Annotated in this window: 20 protein-coding genes; 10 read left to right on the top strand and 10 right to left on the bottom strand. The window is 44.7% G+C overall.

The annotated features are described in order from the left end of the window. Positions 1-23: 23 nt before the first annotated feature. The 3 genes from uxaC to FEM55_RS22585 form a co-directional block, all read right to left on the bottom strand. Positions 24-1,451 carry a glucuronate isomerase gene (uxaC, locus tag FEM55_RS22575; RefSeq protein ID WP_138283588.1) on the bottom strand — a complete coding sequence of 476 codons (1,428 nt, stop codon included), beginning with the start codon at positions 1,449-1,451 and terminating at the stop codon, positions 24-26. A 26-nt stretch (positions 1,452-1,477) separates the two neighbouring features. Further along, positions 1,478-2,668 (bottom strand): mannonate dehydratase, encoded by a 1,191-nt coding sequence (uxuA, locus tag FEM55_RS22580; protein WP_138283589.1) that lies wholly within the window; start codon positions 2,666-2,668, stop codon positions 1,478-1,480. Positions 2,669-2,843: 175 nt separating this feature from the next. Further along, complete coding sequence (locus tag FEM55_RS22585) at positions 2,844-3,455, bottom strand: RNA polymerase sigma-70 factor (RefSeq protein WP_138283590.1); 612 nt, start codon at positions 3,453-3,455, stop codon at positions 2,844-2,846. Between the two features lie 280 nt (positions 3,456-3,735). Between FEM55_RS22585 and FEM55_RS22590 the strand changes: the two genes are divergently transcribed. Further along, on the top strand, positions 3,736-4,767 hold the full coding sequence (locus FEM55_RS22590; RefSeq protein WP_138283591.1) for a LacI family DNA-binding transcriptional regulator: 1,032 nt from the start codon (positions 3,736-3,738) through the stop codon (positions 4,765-4,767). Positions 4,768-4,782: 15 nt separating this feature from the next. Here the strand turns inward: FEM55_RS22590 and FEM55_RS22595 are convergent, their stop codons facing one another. Continuing rightward, positions 4,783-6,063 (bottom strand): DUF349 domain-containing protein, encoded by a 1,281-nt coding sequence (locus FEM55_RS22595; protein WP_138283592.1) that lies wholly within the window; start codon positions 6,061-6,063, stop codon positions 4,783-4,785. A 70-nt stretch (positions 6,064-6,133) separates the two neighbouring features. Between FEM55_RS22595 and ettA the strand changes: the two genes are divergently transcribed. The 4 genes from ettA to FEM55_RS22615 all read left to right on the top strand — a co-directional run bounded on the left by ettA (position 6,134) and on the right by FEM55_RS22615 (position 11,624). Beyond that, positions 6,134-7,801, top strand: coding sequence for an energy-dependent translational throttle protein EttA (gene ettA / locus FEM55_RS22600; RefSeq protein ID WP_138283593.1), 1,668 nt, complete (start codon positions 6,134-6,136; stop codon positions 7,799-7,801). Positions 7,802-7,975: 174 nt separating this feature from the next. After that, entirely contained in the window at positions 7,976-9,361 is a 1,386-nt protein-coding gene (locus tag FEM55_RS22605) for a UDP-N-acetylmuramate--L-alanine ligase (RefSeq protein ID WP_138283594.1), read from the top strand. Positions 9,362-9,396: 35 nt separating this feature from the next. Then, entirely contained in the window at positions 9,397-9,993 is a 597-nt protein-coding gene (locus FEM55_RS22610; RefSeq protein WP_138283595.1) for an LOG family protein, read from the top strand. 80 nt (positions 9,994-10,073) lie between these two features. Then, positions 10,074-11,624 carry an OmpA family protein gene (locus FEM55_RS22615; RefSeq protein ID WP_229209382.1) on the top strand — a complete coding sequence of 517 codons (1,551 nt, stop codon included), beginning with the start codon at positions 10,074-10,076 and terminating at the stop codon, positions 11,622-11,624. A gap of 66 nt (positions 11,625-11,690) precedes the next feature. On the opposite strand, the gene FEM55_RS22620 is transcribed toward FEM55_RS22615, so the two are convergent. From FEM55_RS22620 to FEM55_RS22630, 3 genes are all read right to left on the bottom strand, one after another. Next, on the bottom strand, positions 11,691-12,302 hold the full coding sequence (locus FEM55_RS22620) for a cytochrome c oxidase subunit 3 (protein WP_138283597.1): 612 nt from the start codon (positions 12,300-12,302) through the stop codon (positions 11,691-11,693). Positions 12,303-12,387: 85 nt separating this feature from the next. Next, positions 12,388-13,197, bottom strand: a complete 810-nt coding sequence (gene ispE, locus FEM55_RS22625) for a 4-(cytidine 5'-diphospho)-2-C-methyl-D-erythritol kinase (RefSeq protein ID WP_138283598.1) — start codon at positions 13,195-13,197, stop codon at positions 12,388-12,390. A gap of 43 nt (positions 13,198-13,240) precedes the next feature. Further along, complete coding sequence (locus tag FEM55_RS22630) at positions 13,241-14,704, bottom strand: M20/M25/M40 family metallo-hydrolase (RefSeq protein WP_138283599.1); 1,464 nt, start codon at positions 14,702-14,704, stop codon at positions 13,241-13,243. Positions 14,705-14,994: 290 nt separating this feature from the next. Between FEM55_RS22630 and FEM55_RS22635 the strand changes: the two genes are divergently transcribed. Then, positions 14,995-16,482: a xylulokinase gene (locus tag FEM55_RS22635; RefSeq protein WP_138283600.1), complete on the top strand. Its 1,488-nt coding sequence runs from the start codon at positions 14,995-14,997 to the stop codon at positions 16,480-16,482. A gap of 262 nt (positions 16,483-16,744) precedes the next feature. Here FEM55_RS22635 and FEM55_RS22640 read toward each other — a convergent pair whose 3' ends face one another. Further along, positions 16,745-17,083 (bottom strand): single-stranded DNA-binding protein, encoded by a 339-nt coding sequence (locus tag FEM55_RS22640; protein WP_138283601.1) that lies wholly within the window; start codon positions 17,081-17,083, stop codon positions 16,745-16,747. A 257-nt stretch (positions 17,084-17,340) separates the two neighbouring features. Here FEM55_RS22640 and FEM55_RS22645 point away from each other — a divergent pair, with 257 nt between their 5' ends. From FEM55_RS22645 to FEM55_RS22655, 3 genes are all read left to right on the top strand, one after another. Beyond that, the gene (locus FEM55_RS22645) at positions 17,341-17,697 is read left to right on the top strand and encodes a DNA gyrase inhibitor YacG (protein WP_138283602.1); all 357 of its coding nucleotides are present in this window, start codon (positions 17,341-17,343) and stop codon (positions 17,695-17,697) included. 30 nt (positions 17,698-17,727) lie between these two features. Then, entirely contained in the window at positions 17,728-18,612 is an 885-nt protein-coding gene (locus tag FEM55_RS22650; protein WP_138283603.1) for an aldo/keto reductase, read from the top strand. A 110-nt stretch (positions 18,613-18,722) separates the two neighbouring features. Further along, positions 18,723-20,243: a GH3 family acyl-acid amido synthetase gene (locus FEM55_RS22655; protein ID WP_138283604.1), complete on the top strand. Its 1,521-nt coding sequence runs from the start codon at positions 18,723-18,725 to the stop codon at positions 20,241-20,243. Here FEM55_RS22655 and FEM55_RS22660 read toward each other — a convergent pair. Further along, a complete protein-coding gene (locus FEM55_RS22660) occupies positions 20,238-20,849 on the bottom strand; it encodes a hypothetical protein (protein WP_138283605.1) in 612 nt (203 codons plus the stop codon). The two genes, FEM55_RS22655 and FEM55_RS22660, sit on opposite strands and share 6 nt — an antisense overlap. Positions 20,850-20,952: 103 nt before the next feature. Further along, on the bottom strand, positions 20,953-21,537 hold the full coding sequence (locus tag FEM55_RS22665) for a hypothetical protein (RefSeq protein WP_138283606.1): 585 nt from the start codon (positions 21,535-21,537) through the stop codon (positions 20,953-20,955). Positions 21,538-21,680: 143 nt separating this feature from the next. Here FEM55_RS22665 and prfA point away from each other — a divergent pair, with 143 nt between their 5' ends. After that, a complete protein-coding gene (gene prfA, locus FEM55_RS22670; RefSeq protein WP_138283607.1) occupies positions 21,681-22,754 on the top strand; it encodes a peptide chain release factor 1 in 1,074 nt (357 codons plus the stop codon).

The following is a 22,754-nucleotide window of genomic DNA, read 5'->3' on the forward strand; positions in this document are numbered from 1 at the left end:
ATTTTTTAAAGCAAAAAACGGTTTCAGAATCCAAAATAATTGCGCGCATTATGATAGCAAATATCGTGAACAAGCTTTCCGAGCCATGGAATATCATTGGGCAGCTCGCCGTTTTCAACGTCATTTCCAATCAGGTTACAAAGAATGCGACGGAAATACTCGTGCCTTGGATAAGATAAAAAGCTGCGCGAATCCGTGAGCATTCCTACAAACCGGCTTAACAAACCCATATTGGAAAGTGCATTGATCTGGCGTTCCATACCATCTTTCTGGTCCAGAAACCACCAGCCGGAGCCAAACTGCATTTTTCCGGCAACAGATCCGTCGTTGTAATTTCCGGTCATGGCGGCAATTACTTCATTATCAGCCGGATTTAAGTTGTAAAGAATCGTTTTGGCAAGCTGATCCGTGGAATCCAGCTTGTTCAGAAATGCGGACAATGCCTCTGCCTGGCTGTAATCGCCGATGGAATCCCAGCCTGTATCCGGGCCCAGTTCCCGGAGCATGCGCGCATTGTTGTTCCGGAGTGCGCCGAGGTGAAATTGCTGTGTCCATGATTTTTCATGATCCAGCTTTGCAAGATCGTAAAGCAAAACAGACTTGAAAGCGTTCCGTTGCGCTTCGGTAGCAAGTTCGCCTTTTACAGTTGTGTTGAAAGCCTGCTTTGCCGCTTCATCATCAAAATCTGCATAAATATGGTTCAGCCCGTGATCCGAAAGCTTGCCGCCCAAGGAAGCAAAAAAATCATGTCGGCTGTGCAAGGCATTCAGCAGACTTTCGTAGGAATCAATTTTTCCGGTTCCCGCAGCGTTTTCCAGTTTTGCGAGATATTCCCGGAATGCATCCGGCGAATCAATCAGCAGCATGGCTTTGTCCGGCCTGAAAGTAGGAAGCACTTTGATGTTGAAACCGCTGCCGCTGATTTGCTGATGATATGCAAGCGAATCCGTCGGATCGTCCGTGGTACAGATCACTTTTACATTCATCTTCTCAAGCAGGCTTTTTACGGCATAGTCAGGCTGTTTCAGTTTGGCCGAACATTCCTCATAAATTTCTCTGGCGGTATCTTTATTTAGAAGAATATCAATGCCGAAGTAACGCAGCAATTCCAGATGTGTCCAGTGATACAGCGGGTTGCGCATCGTGTAAGGCACGGTTGCAGCCCATTGTTCAAACTTTTCCCAGTCACTTGCATTTCCGGTACAATACTTTTCGTTCACGCCATTGGCCCGCATTGCACGCCATTTGTAATGATCGCCATATAGCCAGATCTGCGTCAGGTTCTCAAATTGCCTGTTTTCGGCGATCTGGTCCGGCGGAAGATGACAGTGGTAATCAATGATCGGCATTTCCTTTGCAAAATCATGATAAAGCATACGCGCCGTTTCTGAACGCAAAAGAAAATCGTCGGTAATAAAGGTTTTTTGTACGGCTGTGCCTATCGTTTCCATAATGCAGAACTACACTGATTTGATGTTTATAACCCGCTTCTTTCTATTGCATATTCCAGCCCGCGCAATTCCGCGAGTCCGCGCAGCCGCCCGATCGCAGTATATCCGGGGTTTGTTCTTTTGGTTGCAGAAAGGTCATCGAGCATGCGGTGCCCGTGATCCGGCCGGAACGGCATTCTTAAATCCGATCTTCCTTCGGCTGTTCTCTTCTTTTGTTCCGCCAGCAATGCTTTCATGACACTGTACATATCCACGTCGCCATCCAGATGATCCGCTTCGTAAAAACTTCCGTCGTGTTCTCTTTTGGTTGCGCGCAGATGAATAAAATGAATACGGTTTCCAAGCCGGTTAACCATTCCGCTCAGGTCATTGTCGGGCCGTACGCCATAAGACCCTGTGCAGAAACATATTCCGTTTGCGGTATGGTCAAAAGCTTCCAGTAAAAGCATGGCGTCATTTTCCGTACTGACGACGCGCGGAAGTCCCAGAATTGCATACGGAGGATCATCCGGGTGAATGGCAAGACGGATACCGGCTTCCGCAGCCACAGGCGCAATGGCCTGAATAAACTGGTACAAATGCGTACGCAGTTCCAGATCGCCTACATTCCGGTACGTATCCAGCACTTTTCTGAATTCTTCAATTGTAAAACTTTCTTCCGAACCCGGCAGTCCGGCAATGATATTTCTGACAAGCTTATTGACATGTTCCTCCGTCGCGTTATCCAGCCAGCTTTTTGCTTTTTGCTTCTGCTCGGAAGTATATAAATGCTCGGCTTCCGGCCTTTTTAAAAGATACAGGTCAAAAGCTGCAAACTGCGCGGCATCAAACCTTAAACCTGTGGAGCCGTCTTTCATGGGCGCGTCAAGATCCGTTCTTGTCCAGTCGAGCACGGGCATAAAGTTATAACAAACTGTATCAATGCCGCATTCGCCCAGATTGCGCAATGTCTGCTGGTAATTCAGAATGTAATTTTCATAATCCCCGGTTCTTGTCTTGATGGCTTCATGAACCGGAACGCTTTCCACCACAGACCATGTAAGTCCGGCCTGCTCAATAAGGGCTTTGCGTGTCAGGATTTCTGTTTTTTCCCAGATTTCTCCGTTAGGAATGTGATGCAATGCCGTTACAATTCCTATTGCGCCGGCCTGACGGATATCTTGTAACGAAACGGGATCGTTCGGCCCGAACCAGCGCCATGTTTGTTCTAGTGCCATATTTTTGCTTTTAGCGATTAGCCGTTAGCGATTAGCTGTTAGCTTTTGGCAATCGCTTTTATATCAGAATTATTAAGCTATAAATTCAGTAGTTAAAGTCTGTTAAGAGCTAATAATTAACTACTAGTAGTTTAAAAGTTAATAGCTAATAGCCAATAGCTAATAGCTAACAGCTCTACGCCACCAGCCTGTGCTCCGGAACGCGTTCGCGCAGTACTTTCAGGGCCCGGCTCATTTGCGTTTCCACCGTTTTGACTGAAATTTCCAGTTTTTCTGCAATATCGCGGTAACGAAGCCCTTCTTCGCGGCTCAGCCTGAAAATAATCTGGCACTGACGGGGCAAAGCCTGGATGCAGCCTTCCACATGATCAAAAAACTCGTTGAACGAGAGTTCGTCAACAGGTGAAAAATGATCTGCATGCATGGTGTTCCATTGTACTGAATCCAGCGACTCGCGTTCATGCTGCCGGTGAATCCGGAGCTTCAGATAATCCAGCGCCTGATTGCGTACCGCCCTGTAAATGTAAGCTTGGAAAGAGGTATGAACTTCAATCTGCTCCCGATTTTTCCAGAGTTTTACAAATACATCCGAAACAACTTCCTCCGCAATTTCACGGGTGACTACAACGCGCATGGCATAGTTACAAAGCGATCTGTAATGATTGGTAAACAACTCACGAAAAGCATTGTAATCTCCGGATGTTACGACCTTGCCAAACAAATTTTCCATGATGTTTTTCTGGGAGTAAACAGGCGGCAATGAGCTGGTAAAAGATGTTGCTTCCATTAAGATGGGGATGAGTTAATTATAGAAAATTTCCTGGAAATGTAGTGGTGAAAGCCGTAGTAATTGCGTCCATATTGAATCTAGTTTAAACATAGATTCGTTGATTCACAAAAATTAATCTTGAAAAAAAGCTATAAATTTACGCAACCGTTCCCGGAACCGTTCCCGTTTCGCAGTTTTTCCCGGAACATCGAAGATTGTAAAGTAATTTGTGCAACAACAGTTCCGGTTTCATTTTCATAAGTAAAAAGGCAAATTTGCAATATTCCAATAACAGCAGATGAAAAAGGTCTCCATTACAATCAAAGAAATTGCAAAGCAGCTTCATGTCAGCAAATCCACAGTCTCGCGTGCGCTTCGGGATAGCAGTGAAATCAGTGAAAATACCAAAAAAAAGGTGATCGAGCTGGCAGAAAAACTTCATTACTATCCAAATCCGATTGCCATAAGCCTGCTCAAAAACCGCACGCAGACTATCGGTGTCATCGTGCCGGATATTGCAAACCGTTTTTACTCATCTGCAATCGGCGGCGTGGAGGACATTGCTTACAGCCGTGGCTATCATACGATGATTTACCAAAGTCACGAATTGCTGGAACGGGAACTTGCTGCATCCCGGCACATTGCCTCCCGCCGTGTGGACGGACTGGTCGTTGCCATTTCCAGCCAGTCCGAGAACATTGATCATTTTGTGCATTTGCAGGAACAAGGAATTCCGGTAGTGTTTTTTGACCGCGTAAGCGATGCCATGCAAACGCATAAAGTCCGTGTAGATGATTACAAAGGTGCTTTTGAGGCCACCAGCCACCTTATTGAAAGAGGCTGCAGACGCATTGCGCACATTGCCGGGCCCAGGCCCGTTTCCATTACGCGTTTCAGGCTGGAAGGCTACAAGGATGCGCTTAAGAAATACGGCATCGCATTTCAGGAAGAATGGGTATTGCATAGTGAAATTACGCAGGCGGGCGGCACGGAACGGACGTATCAGTTAATGGCTTTGCGTGAAAGGCCGGATGCAATTTTCGGGGCCAGCGACCGGATTACAATGGGCATTCACTGGGCATTGCGCCAGCTTGGCTACCGCATGCCCGACGATGTTGCCGTTGTGGGTTTCTGCGATCTGGCCATGTCTTCACTGCTCGATCCTCCGGTAAGCTCGGTGACGCAGCCTTCTTTCGAAATGGGCCAACAGGCTACTTCCCTTTTGCTGGATCTGATCGAAAGCAAAAGTACCCCGGCTGCTTTCGAAACCAGGGTACTTCAGTCTAATCTTGTTATCAACAAATCTTCTTTAAAAGATATTGTTTCGTAAATATTGCCGGGTGAGTTACCCGGTAATCGTTTTCAGTTTTCTTTCAAATTCAGACAGGATCTTCTCTTTCATCTGCACTTTGCGTTTCTGGATATTGATCCTTCCGGCGGCTTGTTTGTCCTGTTCCGGATCGCCGGTTGCTGTTCGGTCAAATTCAAGAATGGCAAACTCCAGATCGCTTTTTTCACGTTTGGCCAGCCATTCCAGCTCGCGGTATTTTGTTCTGAGCTGTTCTTCCGGGCTTTTCAGTTCAAATGCCGGATATTTTCTGCTGATTACGCGGGCAAGGTAACTTAGTTCGAAAATCTTGTCGCAAACCATCCGGAAACGCTCGGCAAGTTCCTTGTCTGCCATTTTGAATGGTATCTTGATTTCCTTCCATTTGCTCAGCAATACTTTTGCTTCCTGCGAAGCTTCCACAATGTCCGGCTGTCGCAAAAGATGTTCGGCTTGCTGAAGCAGTTTCTGCTGTTCAAGGATACGCGGATCAACGCGCACTTTTGGTTCAATGCCTTTGGCAAGGTTATACTTATCGTAAAACAGTTTCAGGAAATGCCGGTATGCTTTGTTTACCTTGAAAAAACGTTTCGGAGGCACTTCACCGACATTGTTCCATGCATTGCGTATTTCTCTGGCTTTCTGGTATGCATCATCCAGATCGCGTGAATAGCTCAGTGTCTTGGTTATTTTGATCAGCTTTTCATATTCTTCGATACGATGCTGGTTTATTTTGTTCTGTTCATCGAAATAATCGCGGCGGCGCTGGAAAAAATCGTCCAGGATTTGCTGAAAAGTAGTTTCTACTTCTTCCTGATATTCTTTTTCGACCGGGCCCGTGCGGATCCATTTCGCTTTTATTTCCTGTATCTGGTCCGTTGCAACGGTATAATCCTGAATGGCTGCCGCCACTTTCACATCTTCAATCAGCGCCCGTTTGATTTCCAGGTTTTTCAGCTGATTGACTTCTATCAAGCTTTTCAGGTATTCTTCTTTTTCTTCCAGCCGGCGCAGCAGAGGCACAAAATCCCCGAGTGCATCAAAGCCGGTCAGCTTACGTTGCAGCTGGATCAGTTTGGTCAGATAAGAACCTTTGTTAAGAGCCTCATCAATTTCCTGTTCCAGTTGTTCCACTTTGTTCAGAACAATGTTAAAGCGATTTTTGAAATAATCGATCGCTTCCTGCTCTGTTCTCTTTACTTCTCCAATTTGCCGGTCGGGGAAATTCAAATACCCCTTTAAAAATACCTTGCTGTCTTTAACGTAGCCGTATTCATCATTCAATGTGGCATTTTCCATTCTTTCAATTTTTTATCTGCTAAGTGTAGGGATATATAACGATATTTGTTACGCACAAATTAACTAAAAAATGAGTAACGAAACCATTATTTTCTCAATGTCGGGGGTTAACAAAATCATTCCTCCCAACCGGCATATTATCAAGAACATCTATTTATCCTTTTTTTATGGTGCAAAAATCGGGGTTCTAGGTTTGAATGGCTCAGGTAAATCGACGCTTTTACGCGTTATTGCCGGCATTGACAAGGATATTCAGGGGGAAGTTGTATTCTCGCCCGGCTACTCGGTAGGCATGCTGGAACAGGAACCCAAGCTGGATCCTTCCAAAACGGTACGGGAAGTAGTGGAAGAAGGCGTTCAGGAAATTGTGAATCTTTTAAAAGAATTTGATCAAATAAACGAAGCGTTCGGGGAAGAGGATGCCGACTTTGATAAATTGCTTGAACGTCAGGGGGAAGTGCAGGAAAAGCTGGATTCCGCTGACGCATGGAATCTGGACAACCGCCTGGAAGTAGCCATGGACGCGCTTCGCTGCCCGCCGTCGGATGCGCTGGTTTCAACCTTGTCGGGCGGTGAAAAGAGAAGGGTTGCATTGTGCCGGCTGCTTTTGCGCCAGCCCGATGTACTGCTTCTGGATGAGCCTACAAACCACCTGGATGCCGAGTCGGTACTCTGGCTGGAAGAACATTTGAGACAATATAAAGGAACGGTTATAGCCGTTACGCACGACCGTTACTTTCTGGATAATGTCGCTGGCTGGATCCTGGAACTGGACCGGGGCGAAGGCATTCCATGGAAAGGAAACTATACTTCATGGCTGGAACAGAAACAGGAACGTCTGAAAAAAGAAGAAAAAACAGAGTCCAAACGCCAGAAAACACTTGCACGCGAACTGGAATGGGTGCGTATGGGCACGAAAGGCAGACAGGCAAAATCCAAGGCACGCCTCGGCGCTTACGAGCGGCTTTTGGGTGAAGAAGCAAGAGAGAAAGAGGAAAAACTGGAAATATTCATCCCGGCCGGCCCGCGACTTGGCAGCAAGGTTATTGAAGCGCATAACGTTTCCATGGGATTCGGGGACCGGCTTTTATACGAAAATCTGAGTTTTGCCCTGCCGCCCAACGGCATTGTCGGAATTATTGGTCCGAACGGAGCGGGAAAAACAACGCTATTTAAACTGATAACCGGACAGCTCAAACCGCTTACAGGTCATTTTGACGTAGGTGAAACAGTGGAACTGGCTTATGTGGATCAGGAACATGACAACCTTGATCCGGTCAAAACCGTTTACCAAAGCATTGCGGACGGTAATGACTGGATCATGATCGGCGGAAAGCAATCCAATGCAAGGGCTTATGTAAGCCGGTTTAACTTCGGCGGCGGAGATCAGGAGAAAAAAGTAGGAACGCTTTCGGGCGGAGAACGCAACCGCGTGCATCTGGCCATGACGCTGAAAGAAGGCGGCAATCTGCTTTTACTGGATGAGCCGACAAATGATCTGGATATAAATACTTTGCGTGCTTTGGAAGAAGGCCTTGAAAACTTTGCCGGATGTGCCGTGATTATTTCCCACGACCGCTGGTTTCTGGACCGCGTAGCTACGCATATCCTGGCGTTTGAAGGCGATTCGCAGGTTTACTGGTTTGAAGGCAACTTTTCGGAATACGAAGAAAACCGCCGGAAAAGACTTGGAACGGATGCAACTCCGAAAAGAATCAAGTACAAAAAACTGGCATAAGCCGTTAAAAGAACTTTTTGTCAAATGCGCCTGTATATGCATACAGGCGCATTTGGTTTTTTATACCTTTATTTTTCTTTATACAGCCCTGACAATATTAAAAGCGGGTACCGCGTAATTTGCCTAAAGGTCAATTCTTGCTAACTTTCGCCCGGAAACAGCTAAATATTATAAATGGGTCAGATTTCATCTTTGCATAAAATACATTTCATTTCTATTGGCGGCAGCGTCATGCATAATCTTGCCATTGAACTTCATCTGAAAGGGTTTCTGGTCAGCGGCTCGGATGATGAAATTTATGAGCCTTCTGCCAGCCGTCTTGCCAAATATGACCTTCTTCCGGCCATTACCGGATGGTTTCCTGAAAAAATAACGGCCGATCTGGAAGCCGTAATCCTTGGAATGCATGCACGCCAGGATAATCCGGAACTTGCAAAGGCCAGAGAACTTGGCATCAAAGTGTATTCTTACCCGGAATATATTTTTGAACAAAGCCAGCATAAACAGCGCGTGGTGATAGCCGGAAGTCATGGAAAAACGACAATTACTTCCATGATCCTTCACGTACTGAACTACAACAACCGTGTTTTTAATTATCTGGTAGGCGCTCAGATCGAAGGATTTGACAACATGGTGAAACTATCGGAAAATGCACCTTTGATCGTGATTGAAGGCGACGAGTATTTTACTTCTCCGCTGGACCCGACGCCGAAATTCATGCATTACCAGCCGCATATCGCACTCATCAGCGGCATTGCATGGGATCATTACAATGTCTTCCCAACGTGGGAATCCTACGTGAAGCAGTTTGAACTGCTGGCCGATTCGCTGCCGAAAGCAGGCGCAATTATTTTTGATGAAACAGACGATATGCTGGACGTAATCGGACGGAAAGAACGGCCGGATGTAGTCAGTACTGCTTACCATGCGCACCCTTACAAAGTGGTTGACGGCAAGACAATTCTTGTCACAGCCGAAGTTGGTGAAGTGCCGGTTCTTGTTTTCGGGAACCATAATATGAAAAACATCAGCGGTGCGCGGGCCGTTTGCGAACGTCTTGGCATTACGGATGAGGAATTCTATTCGGCTATACAAACTTTCAAAGGTGCTTCCAAAAGGCTGGAACTGCTTGGCAGTAAAGCTACCGTAAATATATACCGCGACTTTGCACACGCACCTTCCAAAGTGGAGGCGACAACGGCTGCATTGAAAGAACAGTTTCCGGAACGTACTTTGATCGCCTGTGCAGAGCTGCATACTTTCAGTAGCCTGAACAAGACATTTTTAAAACAATACCGCCGAAAACTGAATGCCGCCGATGTTGCCGTTGTTTATTACAATCCTCAGACGCTGGAACACAAACGGCTTGAACCCATTACCGAAGAAGAAATCCGGACAGCTTTTAAAAGAGATGACCTGAAAGTATTTACAGATTCGGCAGCATTGACCGATTTTCTTAAATCTCTGAAATGGGAAAATACCAACCTGCTGCTGATGAGTTCCGGCACATTCGGTGATACAGACCTGAAAAAACTGTCTGAAGAAATTCTTGTATTCTGATATATGCCCTGTATTCCATTTCAAACAAGCATTTCATGCAATCTATCGTAGTATATTGTGGTTCAAACCACGGAAACAAGCCTGTGTATGCAGAATCGGCGTATGCACTTGGTGAAGAACTTGCCAGAAGAAATATAAAACTTGTTTACGGCGGCGGAAACATGGGCCTGATGGGACGTGTTGCGGACGGTGCCATGGACAACAATGGCTCGGTTACAGGCATTATACCTAATTTTCTGGCTAAGCTGGAAGTAGCACACAAAACCCTGACGGAGCTTCATTTTGTGGATACGATGCATGAACGCAAAGCCAAGATGGTTTCTTTGTCCGACGGCGTCATTGCGCTTCCGGGCGGGTACGGGACGTTTGATGAACTGTTCGAAATTCTTACCTGGTCGCAGCTGCGTATTTTCAATGGCCCGGTCGGCTTGCTGAATATTAACGGCTATTACGATCTGCTGCTTCTGCAACTGGAAAAAATGGTTGAAGAAGGATTTTTGCACATAGCAAACCGTGATCTTCTGGTTGTAGCTGCTGACCCGATTACACTGCTGGAAAAGATGGATGCATTCCGACTTGCAAATCCGGAAAATAAGCCGTTGGATAACTCGTTATACATAGACAATAACTAATTGACGAAGCGTTGACAGTTGCTTTTACCACACTAACCTATCCTTCCAAAGCAATGCGTATTTCCTTATTTTTAACTTGTATGTTTCTCCTTTCTGCACGCGTATATGCGCAGCCTGAAAATCTGGGAAAAACGGTAAATACGGAATTTAATGAAATAAGCCCGATTATTTCTCCGGACGGAAAAACGATCTATTTTTCAAGGATCAGCCATCCGCAGAATACGCATGGGGCCAAAGGAAGCCAGGATATCTGGTTTTCGGAACTTAAAAACGACAAATGGACTCCGGCCCGCCGCCTTCCGCCTCCGCTCAACAAAGAGGATTACAACAGTCTTTACAGCATTACGCCGGATGGAAATACGCTGTTGCTCAAAGGTGCGTACAAGAACGGAGTTTATGAAACCCGAGGGTTTTCGACGAGCAAAAAAACGTCGCGCGGCTGGGGTGCGCCTAACAAACTGGACATTCCGGGCTATTCCAAAATCAGCAAAGGCCAGTTTGACTGCGGGTACCTTTCAACCGATGGAAAAGTATTGGTGATGTCATTCAGTGAAAAAAAGAACAGCAAGGTCGATGATATGTATGTAAGTTTCAAACAAAAAGACGGAACATGGACAAAGCCGCTGAACCTAGGCCCGGAAATCAATACCGAAGAATTTACCGAAACAACGCCTTTTCTAGCGCCGGACGGCGTAACCATATATTTTTCAAGCGACCGTAAAGGCGGATTGGGAAGCAATGACATCTATTTCAGCAAGCGGATTGATAAAACATGGAAAAGATGGAGCAAGCCCGTTAATCTCGGCCCGGCCATTAATTCGGATGGGTATGACGCTTATTACACGATTTCTGCACTGGGCGATTATGCTTACATGACTTCGTTTAAAGAAACCGAGGGAAAAGGCGATGTTGTGCGTTACAATCTCAGCCCGAAACCTGCTGCGGAAGATTCTGCCGAAGCGCCGATTGCCAACATCCCGACTGCTGATCCCGTTGTGATGGTCAGTGGAAAAGTGATCAACTCCAAAACAGGAAAGCCGGTTGAAGCAACTATTATTTATGAGAACCTGGCAGACGGCGAAGAAGTAGGAACCGCTACAACCAACCCGGCCACCGGAGAATACAAAATCGTATTGCCATATGGCCAAAAATACAGCTGGCGGGCCGTTGCACCCGATTTTATCGCAGAAGGAGAAAATATAGACCTGACGGACTCAACAAACAACGGGGAAAAAGGATTTAAGGAAATTGCAAACAAATCGCTGAAACTGATCCCGATTGAAGAAGGCCAGATTGTAAGACTTAATAATATTTTCTTTGCAACGGGAAAATCCACCTTAAACAGCGAGTCATTTCCCGAACTGAACCGTATTGCGCTTTCCATGACAGAAAATAAAACGCTGACCATTGAGCTGGGCGGCCATACGGATAATACCGGTAGTGACGAATTCAACCTGAAACTTTCTCAGGACCGCGCAGACTCTGTAAGGGAATATCTGATTGGCAAAGGCATTGAACCCGACCGTGTGGCCAGCAAAGGTTATGGCGAAACAGTTCCGGTGGCTAAAAATGACACTCCGGAAGGCCAGCAGCGCAACCGTCGTGTGGAATTCAAGATTCTGAAGAAATGATGCAGGTAAATACCGATCAATGATGATCAGATCTTTCAGTAACTTGAAATCAAAAGCGGGGAAACCTCAGTAAATAATAATTATAAACAGGAAAACGGCAAGCCAGAGCGCGCCGGTAAAATGCCAGTAACGCGTCAGCAGCTGGATACGCAGCCGGTTGGGAGGATTTACGCTGTAAACAAACGAATCTACATAAGATCTGTTTTTAACGGCTTTACGGAACAAGTGAAGCAAATAAATTACACCCGCTGCAATGTGAATAAGGTGCAATCCCGTAAGCAGATATATAAACCCGACAGACGTATTGGCGTTGTTAAAAACACCTGAATTGATCATTTCCGCCCAGCCGCTGGCCTGTAATAAAATAAACGTAACGCCTAAAAGCAGCGTTACGCCCAGGAAAACGCGGTAATGCAGAAAACGCTCGTTTACAAAGGCCAGATTGGCTTCATGCAACGTAATACTGCTGAATAAAATCACCAGCGTACTCAACCAGAACATATCGGGAAGTACAACCAAATGACCGATTTCCTTGTGCATGCGGACAAGGAAAATAATGAAAATAGAAGTAAACAGAAGTGAGCTGCCCGCAACGCCCAGCCAAAGCATGAAGCCAAGAGGCTCACGCCGCTTTGTAAAAGGATTTTCCTTTAATTTAGTTGTAGGTTTTAAGCTCATTTTATTATTTCAGTTTTTAAGCAAGTTTAAACGACCGGCCATAATTATAATTTTGTTCTGCTTTCATCTGGCCGAATCGTCAATTTCAACTTAGAAAACCTTGCCAGACTTTAAATTTACTAAAATGTTTTTTTAAATCTTTTTCATTCTCAAAAATCCCATAAAGTGTTGAACCGGAGCCGCTCATAGCCGCGTATGCTGCACCGGATTCATATAAATCGTCCTTGATTTTTTGTAAAAGAGGATATTTCGGGAAAAGTGTTGCTTCAAAATCATTTTTAACCTGATCTTTCCATTTTGACACGGGCTGTTGCAATACATTACGTAAATCTGAACGGCCGGGTTGCGGATTTATTCCTGCATAGGCTTCAATGGTTGAAATATGTATGCCCGGATTTACCAGCACAATCCATTTTCCCCGCAGTTTCAGATCAATTTCCTCAAACCGGTCCCCTTTCTCAAAACAATATGCCGGTTTGTCAAGAATGAAAAAAGCACAATCGCTTCCCAATCTACGTGCGTAGTCCAGTTGTTTTTCAAAAGAAATTCTCAGGTTAAACTGCTGATTCAAAGCTTTAATGGCGAAAGCGGCATCCGACGAACCGCCGCCCAGCCCTGCGCCGATGGGAACGGCCTTAAGCAAATGCATCTGAACGGGCGGTAATGCATAATCTGCTGCAAGCATATGATATGCCTGCACACAAAGATTATCCGCATTGTTTCCGGGAATGGCAATTCCATCAGACTGGAAATCAAATTGCCCGGCTGCTGTAATTTCCAGCGCATCCGACCATCCGACCGGATAAAAGCATGATTCAATATTATGGTAACCGTCCGGTCTTTTCTCAACAATGTTCAGGCCAATGTTGATTTTGGCATTTGGAAATACAATCATTGCAGTCAAAATTTGACTGCAATTTAGAAGGTTTTGAATAAAACTACTGCTCCCAACGCCATTCCTGACCAATTACAAGTTCCTCTTTAAGCCCTTGCGAAATCAGGAAATCGCGTGTCTTCTGATCTGACAGCTTTTTAACAGCGAGCTTGTCCGTATTGGAAAGCGCATACAGATACATGGAAGCAATCCGGACCGTATTTTCAAACTGCTCCTTGTTCACCAGACTGAAATCATCACAATCTGCATGATAACACTGAAGAACTTCGGGGTCAAGATGTCCCGACAAACCGGCAATGGGAACGCCTTCCAGCATAAAGGGCTGATGGTCACTATGAAGCCCGGCACGGTTTGCTGCTTCATTTTTATAACTCTGATCAACCTGATGAATGGCATTGCCGACCGTTGTAAAAAATTCGTTCATTTCCGTTCTTCCAAAAGCATTCACACCTTTCGGATCGTTGGTCATATCCAGGTTCATCATGTAACTTACCTTGTCTATTTCCCCTGATTTTTTCAGTTCATTCACAAAGTGCTTGGACCCAAGCAAGCCCTGCTCCTCGCCCATGAATAATACAAACTGGATCGTGCGTTCCGGTTTTACTTTCAAGGCCTTGAACGTTCTTGCAATATCCAGTACAGCGAAAGAACCGATTCCATTGTCAATAGCGCCTGTTGCCAGATCCCACGAATCCAGATGACCTCCGATAATGACTTTTTCATTTGATTTGCCTTTCAGCGTTGCAATTACATTCCTGGCTTTGATGGGCTTTGAAATATTATGCATATTGATATGCGCTTCCAGCGGGCCTTCTTCTTTCAGCCATTTTCTAAGCTCTGATCCGCTTTCGTTGGAAATACAAACAGCGGGAATAGAAATGATTGCGCCTGTAACAGAAGCGGTTCCGGTCAGCAGGATTTTGCCCGGGGCACCATTCACCATAATCACCCCGGTTGCTCCGTATTTGATAGCCAAGGCCGTTTTTTCGGACCTGTGCAGGTTCTTTTTATCCGTAACACCGACAAGATTAATATTGGCAAGTACTACTTTGCCTTTTACCATGTCCTTTGCGGCCTCGAAGTCTTCTTCCAGACCATTGCCGACATCCACGATTTCACCCTGAAGATCGGATTCTACCGGAGAATGCGCCAGTGAAACAACAGGAACTTCCCGGAAGTTATCGCTACTGCCGGGTGCAACGGCCAAAGTTACCGTATCGCGCATCCATGCCTCAACTTCAAAAGGCTGAAAAACGACATCTTTAAACCCGTAACTTTTAAGGAGCTTGAATGCATAATCTTCTGCGTGTTCTCCGTTCACACTTCCCGTCAGGCGGTGCCCGATGCTTTTGGTTGCTTCACCCAGTGTGGCGTAAGCTTTGCTGTTCTTTCTGACTTCGTTATCTATTTTTGAAAATTGCTTTTCCCAATTCTTATCACTGACACGGAACCCGGCGAACAAAACAATAAATCCACTAAATAAAAAGATTTGTACAACTTTTTTCATAATACCCGATCAAGGATGCGTGTTACTTACTAATTTTTGAAAACTACATGGAAGTTACTGCAAGATAAACACAAATTAGGTCCTAAAATGATTCCAGGGGTTTCAATGTATTAATTAAAATACAGAATTTTTTCTACAAGAAAATGGCAGTAGAAAAATAAACTAAAATTTAACAGATTTTGCAAAGTCAGTTAAGTGTAAATATTACACTTAACAATATTTTTTATGAAATTATTTAATCAATTTTGTACTTTTCAACACTTATATTTAAACAATTAAAGCATTTCAAAATGTATTTCCTTGGATTTGATTTAGGCAGTTCGTCAGTTAAAGCTTGTTTGATTCATGCAGATTCCGGCTCGGTCGTCGCTTCTGCCTTTTATCCTGAAAGGGAAATGACCATTTCTGCTCCGAAACCCGGATTTGCCGAACAGCAGCCGGAGCTATGGTGGGAAAATGCTTGCCTGGCATCACAGGCTGTCATGAGCAAATCTTCAGTTGATCCGAAAGAAGTCGGTGCAATCGGGATTTCTTATCAGATGCATGGCCTGGTTGTAGTTGATGAAAATATGAATGTACTGCGTCCTTCCATTATCTGGTGCGACAGCCGTGCAGTGGAAGTCGGCAACCAGGCTATGGAAGCATTGGGAGAAGAATATATTTTACCGCATTTGCTGAATTCACCGGGCAACTTTACGGCTTCCAAACTAGGATGGGTAAAGCAGAATGAACCGGAAGTGTATGCAAAAGTGCACAAGTTCATGCTTCCCGGCGATTACCTTGCAGCCCGAATGACAGGCGATGTTGTAACAACGCCGTCCGGACTTTCCGAAGGCATTTTCTGGGACTATATCAATAAAAGGCCGGCAGACTTCTTGTTCAGCCATTTCGGATTTGACCCGCAGATTCTACCGGAAGTAGTGCCTACGTTCAGTGAGCAAGGCTTTGTAACAGCAACTGCTGCCGCTGAACTTGGATTGCGTGCCGGAATACCCGTTACTTACAGAGCCGGAGACCAGCCAAACAATGCTTTTTCATTGAATGTTCTGGAACCGGGCGAAGTAGCTGCAACAGCCGGAACATCGGGTGTGGTTTACGGCGTAAGTGATCAGATCAAGTTTGATCCGAAATCCAGAGTCAATACTTTTTTACATGTAAATCCATTATCCGAAGCGGCCCGTTACGGTGTGTTGCTTTGTGTAAACGGTACCGGAAGCCTTAACGGATGGATGCGGAACACGTTACTAAGCGGAAACTTGTCTTACCCGGAAATTAATCATCTTGCAGCACAGTCACCGGTCGGCTCAGCGGGACTGCTTTGTCTTCCTTTCGGAAACGGCGCAGAGCGCATGCTGGAAAATCAGGATCCGGGCAGCAGCTTCAAAGGGCTGCATTTCAGCCGTCATGGATTAAGTCACTGGGCACGTGCTTCGCAGGAAGGCATTGTGTTTGCACTGTTTTATGGCATGGAAATCATGGAAACAGTCGGCGTTTCTCTGAAGCGTATACGCGCCGGAGAAGCAAATATGTTTTTAAGTCCGGTATTCCGGGAAACCTTTGCCAATATTTCGGGTGCAACGGTTGAGCTTTACAATACAGACGGCGCTCAGGGTGCCGCACGCGCAGCCGGTTTCGGGCTTGGATATTACAAAAACCGGAATGAAGCTTTTACAGGTTTATCGGCTGTCAAAACCATTGAACCGGATGCGATATTGCGGGAAACCACGAAGGAAGCATATGAAAACTGGAAACTTGCACTTGCAAAGAACCTGGCCTGAATGTTTTAGCTGTTAGCTATTAGCTGTTAGCTGATGGATAATAGCTAACAGCTTTTGTAAAGATAGATTTTGCGTACAAAGTCAAATATTAAGGCTAAGGACTTCAGTTGATTTTAAGCGATTGCTGCTTATTTTAAAATACATGAACTGTTGGTTTAAGCAACTTGTCAGAAGCATGCTATTTGGGTGATTTTCACATACAAGTGGCATGCTTCTGATCAGTTGCTTTTTTTATTCGGTTCAATGTTGATGCCACATCCGATCAGGCTCTCATTTCCTGATGCTCTCTGACAATTTCTTCAATTTTGAATGCCACAATTTCAGCTACTTTTACGGTCTGATCATCTTTGTTCTGGTACTGGCGATAGTTAAGACGACCTTCCACAGCAATCATTTTTCCCTTTTCAAGTAACGTTTCGCAGCGCTGCGCAAGCTGGCCCCAGGCTACAATGGAATGCCATGCCGTATTTTTTACTTCTTCCTTGTTTCTGTTGATGTAGGTTTCATTGGTAGCCAAAGAGAAAGTAGCCAGCTTTCCGCCTTCAAATTCCTTTACATTGATTTCACGGCCAACGTTTCCGATTAGTTTCACTGTGTTCATGTTTATAAAAGACTAATGATGAATGTTTGTTTTAACGCGTTCATTGTGAATCGACAATGCAAATGAAGCGGATTGCCGGAAAGTGATTCGGTTATTAACTGTTTACAGTCATATAAAAACATTTGCAGTCGTTTGCAAACGGAAACAGTGCTTTTGATTGCCCGAAACAGATGAATTTTACTATATTGCACGAAGAGTCGTTATATATACACACTGCTTGAATCTGTAAACGGATTCAAATTAAACCAGTACAGTGAATGAAGAATTGCCTGGAATGCGGGAAACCTCTGATGGGAAGGGTAGATAAAAAATTCTGCTCCGATATGTGCCGGAACAGCTACAACAACCGGCTGAATTCAGATTCCTACAATGTAATCCGTAACATGAACAATCAGCTGCGTAAAAACCGCAGGATTCTGGAAGAACTGTGCCCGGAAGAAAAATCCAAAACGACTAAAAGCATTCTTGTCAACAAAGGCTTTGACTTCAACCTTATAACCAGCGTCCGCCCTACCTTGAAAGGCAGTATCTATTATTTTGTTTACGATTATGGATACCTTGACCTCGAAAATGATTTTTATCTGATTGTAAAAGATAAACGATTGGATAAATAGATATTTGCAAAAAATTCAAATCCCGCACGAATGAAAAAAGTAAGTCTCAGCGATTCCGGCCCGAAAGTGTCCGAAGCAGTTTATGGTTTCTGGAGATGGACTGATGAAGGTGTTCAAACCACTTCTCAGATCGAAAAAACTGTTAATCTTTGCCTGGATCTGGGCATAAACACTTTTGATCACGCGGATGTTTACGGCGATTTTACCATTGAAGAACATTTTGGAAAAATTATCCAGAACAAATCTTTCAAACGGGACGATATTGTCCTCTTCAGCAAATGCGGGATAAGAAAAGCAAAAAACGGTTATCTGACTTATTACGATACTTCATATAATCACATCATCAACAGCATCAACGGTTCTTTACAAAGGCTCAAGACGGATTATGTGGATATTTTTCTGCTGCATCAAAGTGACTTTCTGACCGATCCTGAGGAAACTGCCGGGGCACTTGCAGAAATTGTAAAATCCGGAAAAGCCAAGCATATCGGCGTTGCCAATTTCACTGTTTTTCAGCACCAGCTGCTTGCATCCTATCTGAGGATTCCGATCGTGACCAATCACATCGAGCTGAACCTGATGAACACAACGGCGATTGAAGATGGGCGGATTGATTTTATCAAACAGAATTTCAGCAAACCGCTGGCTTGGGCGCCGCTTGCAGGAGGTAAAATTCTGAACGGTACCGATGAAAAAGTAGTAAGGCTGCGCGCCAAACTGGAAGAGGTCGGAACAAACTACAACGCAAACATAGAACAAACCGCTGTGGCCTGGCTGATGAAACTGGGCACTTTGCCGATTATCGGTTCACTTTCGGAATCCCGTATCAGAAATGCGGCAAGTGCATCCGAAATCAGGCTGAGCAATGAAGACTGGTATGAAATATATCATGCCGCCGGAAACAAAGTCTACTGATCATCTGTAAAGTCCGCTAGTTGACTAAACCTTGCAATTGTGCTTCGGCATGACTTTTTGAAACAGCGTATACAGCTTAAAATATTTCTTAAAGTTTATCCCAGGTTCAAATGGCAGTTATTGGTGAGCTTATCAAAAAAGCGATTGATTTTACGGGTATGATCATGAGCGATCCGGACCCTGTAAAAGCACAGAAAAAAGTACTTGAAAATCTGCTTGAAACCGCGCGGCTTACAGCGTTTGGCAAAGCTTATCATTTTACAGAAATTCTCGAAAGCGAAGATATCGTTGCTGCATTCCAAAGCAAAGTTCCCGTTCATGACTATGATAAAATGCATGCGGAATGGTGGCACTATTTGCTGGAAGGACATCAGAATGTAACCTGGCCCGGCGGACAGAATTATTTTGCACTCAGCAGCGGAACAACAAGCAACAGCAAGCACATTCCGGTAACAGATGCCATGCTCGAGTCGATCCGGAAAGCAGGAATCCAGGAAATTGCCAGCCTGAGCGCATTCAACCTGCCCGGCGATTTTTTTACCAAGCAAATCCTGATGCTGGGAAGCAGCACAAGCCTGATTGAGAAAGACGACCATAAAGAAGGCGAGATCAGCGGGATTTCCGCCAGTAACCTTCCGACCTGGTTTGGCGGAATTTACAAACCCGGCCGCGAAATCGCCGACATTCCCGATTGGGACGAACGTGTTAAGAGAATCGCTGAAGAAGCTCCGAAATGGGACATAGGCTGTATTTCGGGTATTCCGGCGTGGATAGAACTGATGTTGAAAGAAATCATCAGTTATCACAAGCTCAGCAACATCCATGAAATATGGCCGAGCCTGATGGTGTATACAACCGGAGGCGTGGCCTTCGAGCCTTACAAAAAAAGCCTTGAACAATTACTGGCGCATCCGCTTATCTACATTGACACGTACCTTGCATCCGAAGGCTTTATAGCCATACAAAAACGGCCGGACACAACTTCTATGGCCCTGTTTCCGGACAACGGGATCTTTTATGAATTTGTGCCTTTTGATGGCGACCATGTGGATGAGAACGGACTTGTAAAACCCGGCGCAAAGGTATTTTCACTGGCTGATGCGGAAGAAGACAAGGAATATGTTTTACTGATTTCTACGGTTTCAGGCGCATGGCGGTACATGATCGGCGATACCGTTACAATTACGGACAAGGCAAGAGCAGAAATAAAAATTACCGGCCGTACAAAGCACTTTCTGAATGTTGTAGGTTCGCAGCTTTCTGTAAATCAGATGAATGATGCTTTACGTGTACTTGAAAAAGAGTACGATACCGTCATGAAGGAATTCATTGTGGCCGCTGTTCACAGAAACGACGAGTACATACATAAATGGTACATAAGCTGCGATAAGTCACTCGATAAAGTGCAGGTTGCAGAAGCACTCGACAAAACTTTGAAAGAAAACAACAAAAATTACAACGTTGCAAGAACCAGAGCACTCAAAGGTGTAGAAGTTGAACTCGTACCTGAAGAAATTTTCTACAAATGGAGTGAAGAAACCAAAAAACTTGGAGGACAGGTAAAAATTCCTCGTGTCATGAAAGAAGAAGATTTTCTTGAATTTGCCGCCTTCGCAGAAAAAAATCTATAAGCTTTTTCCATTCTGGCCAGTTTCCAGCTTTAAAACCTGCTCCATAATATCGTCTGGCGAAAGATACAAACGGGCTATTTTCTGTTTGTATTTTTCTGACAGATTTGCATTGTTCAGTATAAAGTGCTTGGTTTCAAGAATGTATTTTCCAAGTCCGTGATTTACTGCATACGTATCTGCTGTTCGTTCGGCTTCGCGTACGTACTTTGAAGAAAGCAGATAACCAACACCAAACCGGATCATGCCCGGCATATTCCGGTTTTCATAATCCATAATATGGCCCAGTTCATGTCCGATCCAGCCAATGATGATGTTTGACGGAAGCTGATGAATGGGAATTGCCGACGTTTTAAGTCTGAACAACGCACTGATGTTGATATTGTAAGCCCTGTGTTTGCCGAATACGGAAAGTACTTTGGGCTGTGCCTGCATTACCGATCGTTTAATGTTCTTTTTAAAAACAAAATCAATGTGCGTTTCTTTCAGTTCAGGATAAAATGACAACGCCTTTAAAATCTCGTTTTCAAGAACTTTGGGGATAATCTTGTTTATTTTATACTGATCGAATTCATCAGATGCGAGCGGGTTATTCAATAAATCTGACATAGCAATGTTCCTGATTTAAAAGTATCAGATCAGGGCCAAGTTAAAAAATTATTCCAGATTACAGACGAAATTTCTTTACAACTTAACCGAATATTCTGCTACGCTACTCTTTCAATTGTTTGGCATCCAACTTCCTGATTATATCTTTTTTGTTAAACACCAATCGCCACACCGCAAAAGAAGTATCTGAACCGGCCATGCATACTTTGCATACCGGACTTTCCGCTGCAACCGGCGCATTGTAAACCAGAAGCGTGTCATTCAGTTGCTGAAGGTTATCGCTGGCGGTCATTTTCTTTCCGGCGCTGTACAAATAAGCTTCCAGTACTTCGCGTTCCTTCGCAGCCAGGCCTGCACTTTTAATATCTTCTTTTCCCACCAGTGACACGCGTACGCCGTATTCCTTTTGCAACGCTTCAACTACGGGTATGGACGAAAGGTTTTTACAAAGTTCGCCGGCCTTTTCAGGCGATTTGCCCAATTCGTTTTTAAGCGATTTTTCGGCAATCTGTGCAATTTTTTTTCCCCATTCGTCGGCAGTATAAACAAGCTGCGTATTCGTAACCCTTTTGATTTGTGAAGCTTTTATTTCCCGGGAAAGTTCTTTTGTATTTTCCACGCGGCCGCCCATATCACATGCAGATAAAAAGCAGAGCATGGCTGCGGCATAAAACAGTTTCAGTTTCATCTTTTATTTAAATTATACTTTATGATAACGTTATGTAACAATTTGAAATTCACAAGATACAGCGAACACCTGAAAAACGTTCCTTTTATCTAAATTGCCTATCTTTGTGCCCCGAATGGGGAATGCCAAAGATTTTTACCGAGATGATTGATAAATTAGAAGCCATAAAAGAACGTTTCGAAGAAGTTTCGCAACAGATTATACAACCGGAAATTGTATCCGACTCTGCACGCTATTCCAAAATTAGCAAGGAATACAAGGATCTGGGCCGTATTGTTGAATATTATCATGCTTATCAGAAAATCCAGAAAGACATTGCCGGTACCAAAGAGCTCATTGCAACCGAAAAAGATGAGGAACTGAGGGAAATGGCCAAAGAGGAACTGGACGAGCTTACTCCGAAACTGGAAGAACTGGAACAATCCATAAAAGAACTGCTGATCCCGAAAGATCCGAATGACAGCCGAAATATAATCCTGGAAATAAGAGGCGGAACCGGCGGCGACGAGGCGGCAATTTTTGCAGGCGACCTGTTCCGGATGTATCAGCGCTTTTTTGAAAGAATGGGCTGGCGTTCATCTATTATGGATTTTACGGAAGGCACCAACGGAGGGTACAAGGAAATCATCTGCAAAGTGGAAGGCGAGGATGTATACGGTAAAATGAAGTTCGAATCCGGCGTTCACCGCGTACAGCGCGTTCCTCAGACGGAATCGCAGGGAAGAATCCATACTTCCGCTGCTTCGGTGGCTGTGTTGCCGGAAGCAGAAGAAGTGGATGTGCAGATCAACATGAATGACGTTCGTGTAGATACTTTTCAGTCGTCAGGAGCCGGCGGACAATCGGTAAATACAACTTATTCTGCGGTAAGACTTACGCATATTCCTTCTGGTCTTGTCGTAAGCTGCCAGGACGAGCGTTCCCAGCTGAAAAACAAAGATCGTGCATTAAGCGTCCTGCGCTCCAGATTGTACGAAATCGAGCTTAAAAAGCATAACGACGCCATCAGTTCACAGCGTAAATCCATGGTCGGCAGCGGTGACCGTTCCGACAAAATCCGGACTTATAACTATCCGCAAAGCCGCATTACGGATCACCGGATCGGCTACACGGTTTATAATCTTCCGGCTGTGATGGAAGGTGATATCGGCGAATTTATCGAAAGATTAAGAATTGCCGAAAATGCAGAGAGAATGCAGGAAGGAGAAACGGTTTAA

This window comes from Dyadobacter sediminis, assembly GCF_005860765.1.
Classification (GTDB): domain Bacteria; phylum Bacteroidota; class Bacteroidia; order Cytophagales; family Spirosomataceae; genus Dyadobacter; species Dyadobacter sediminis.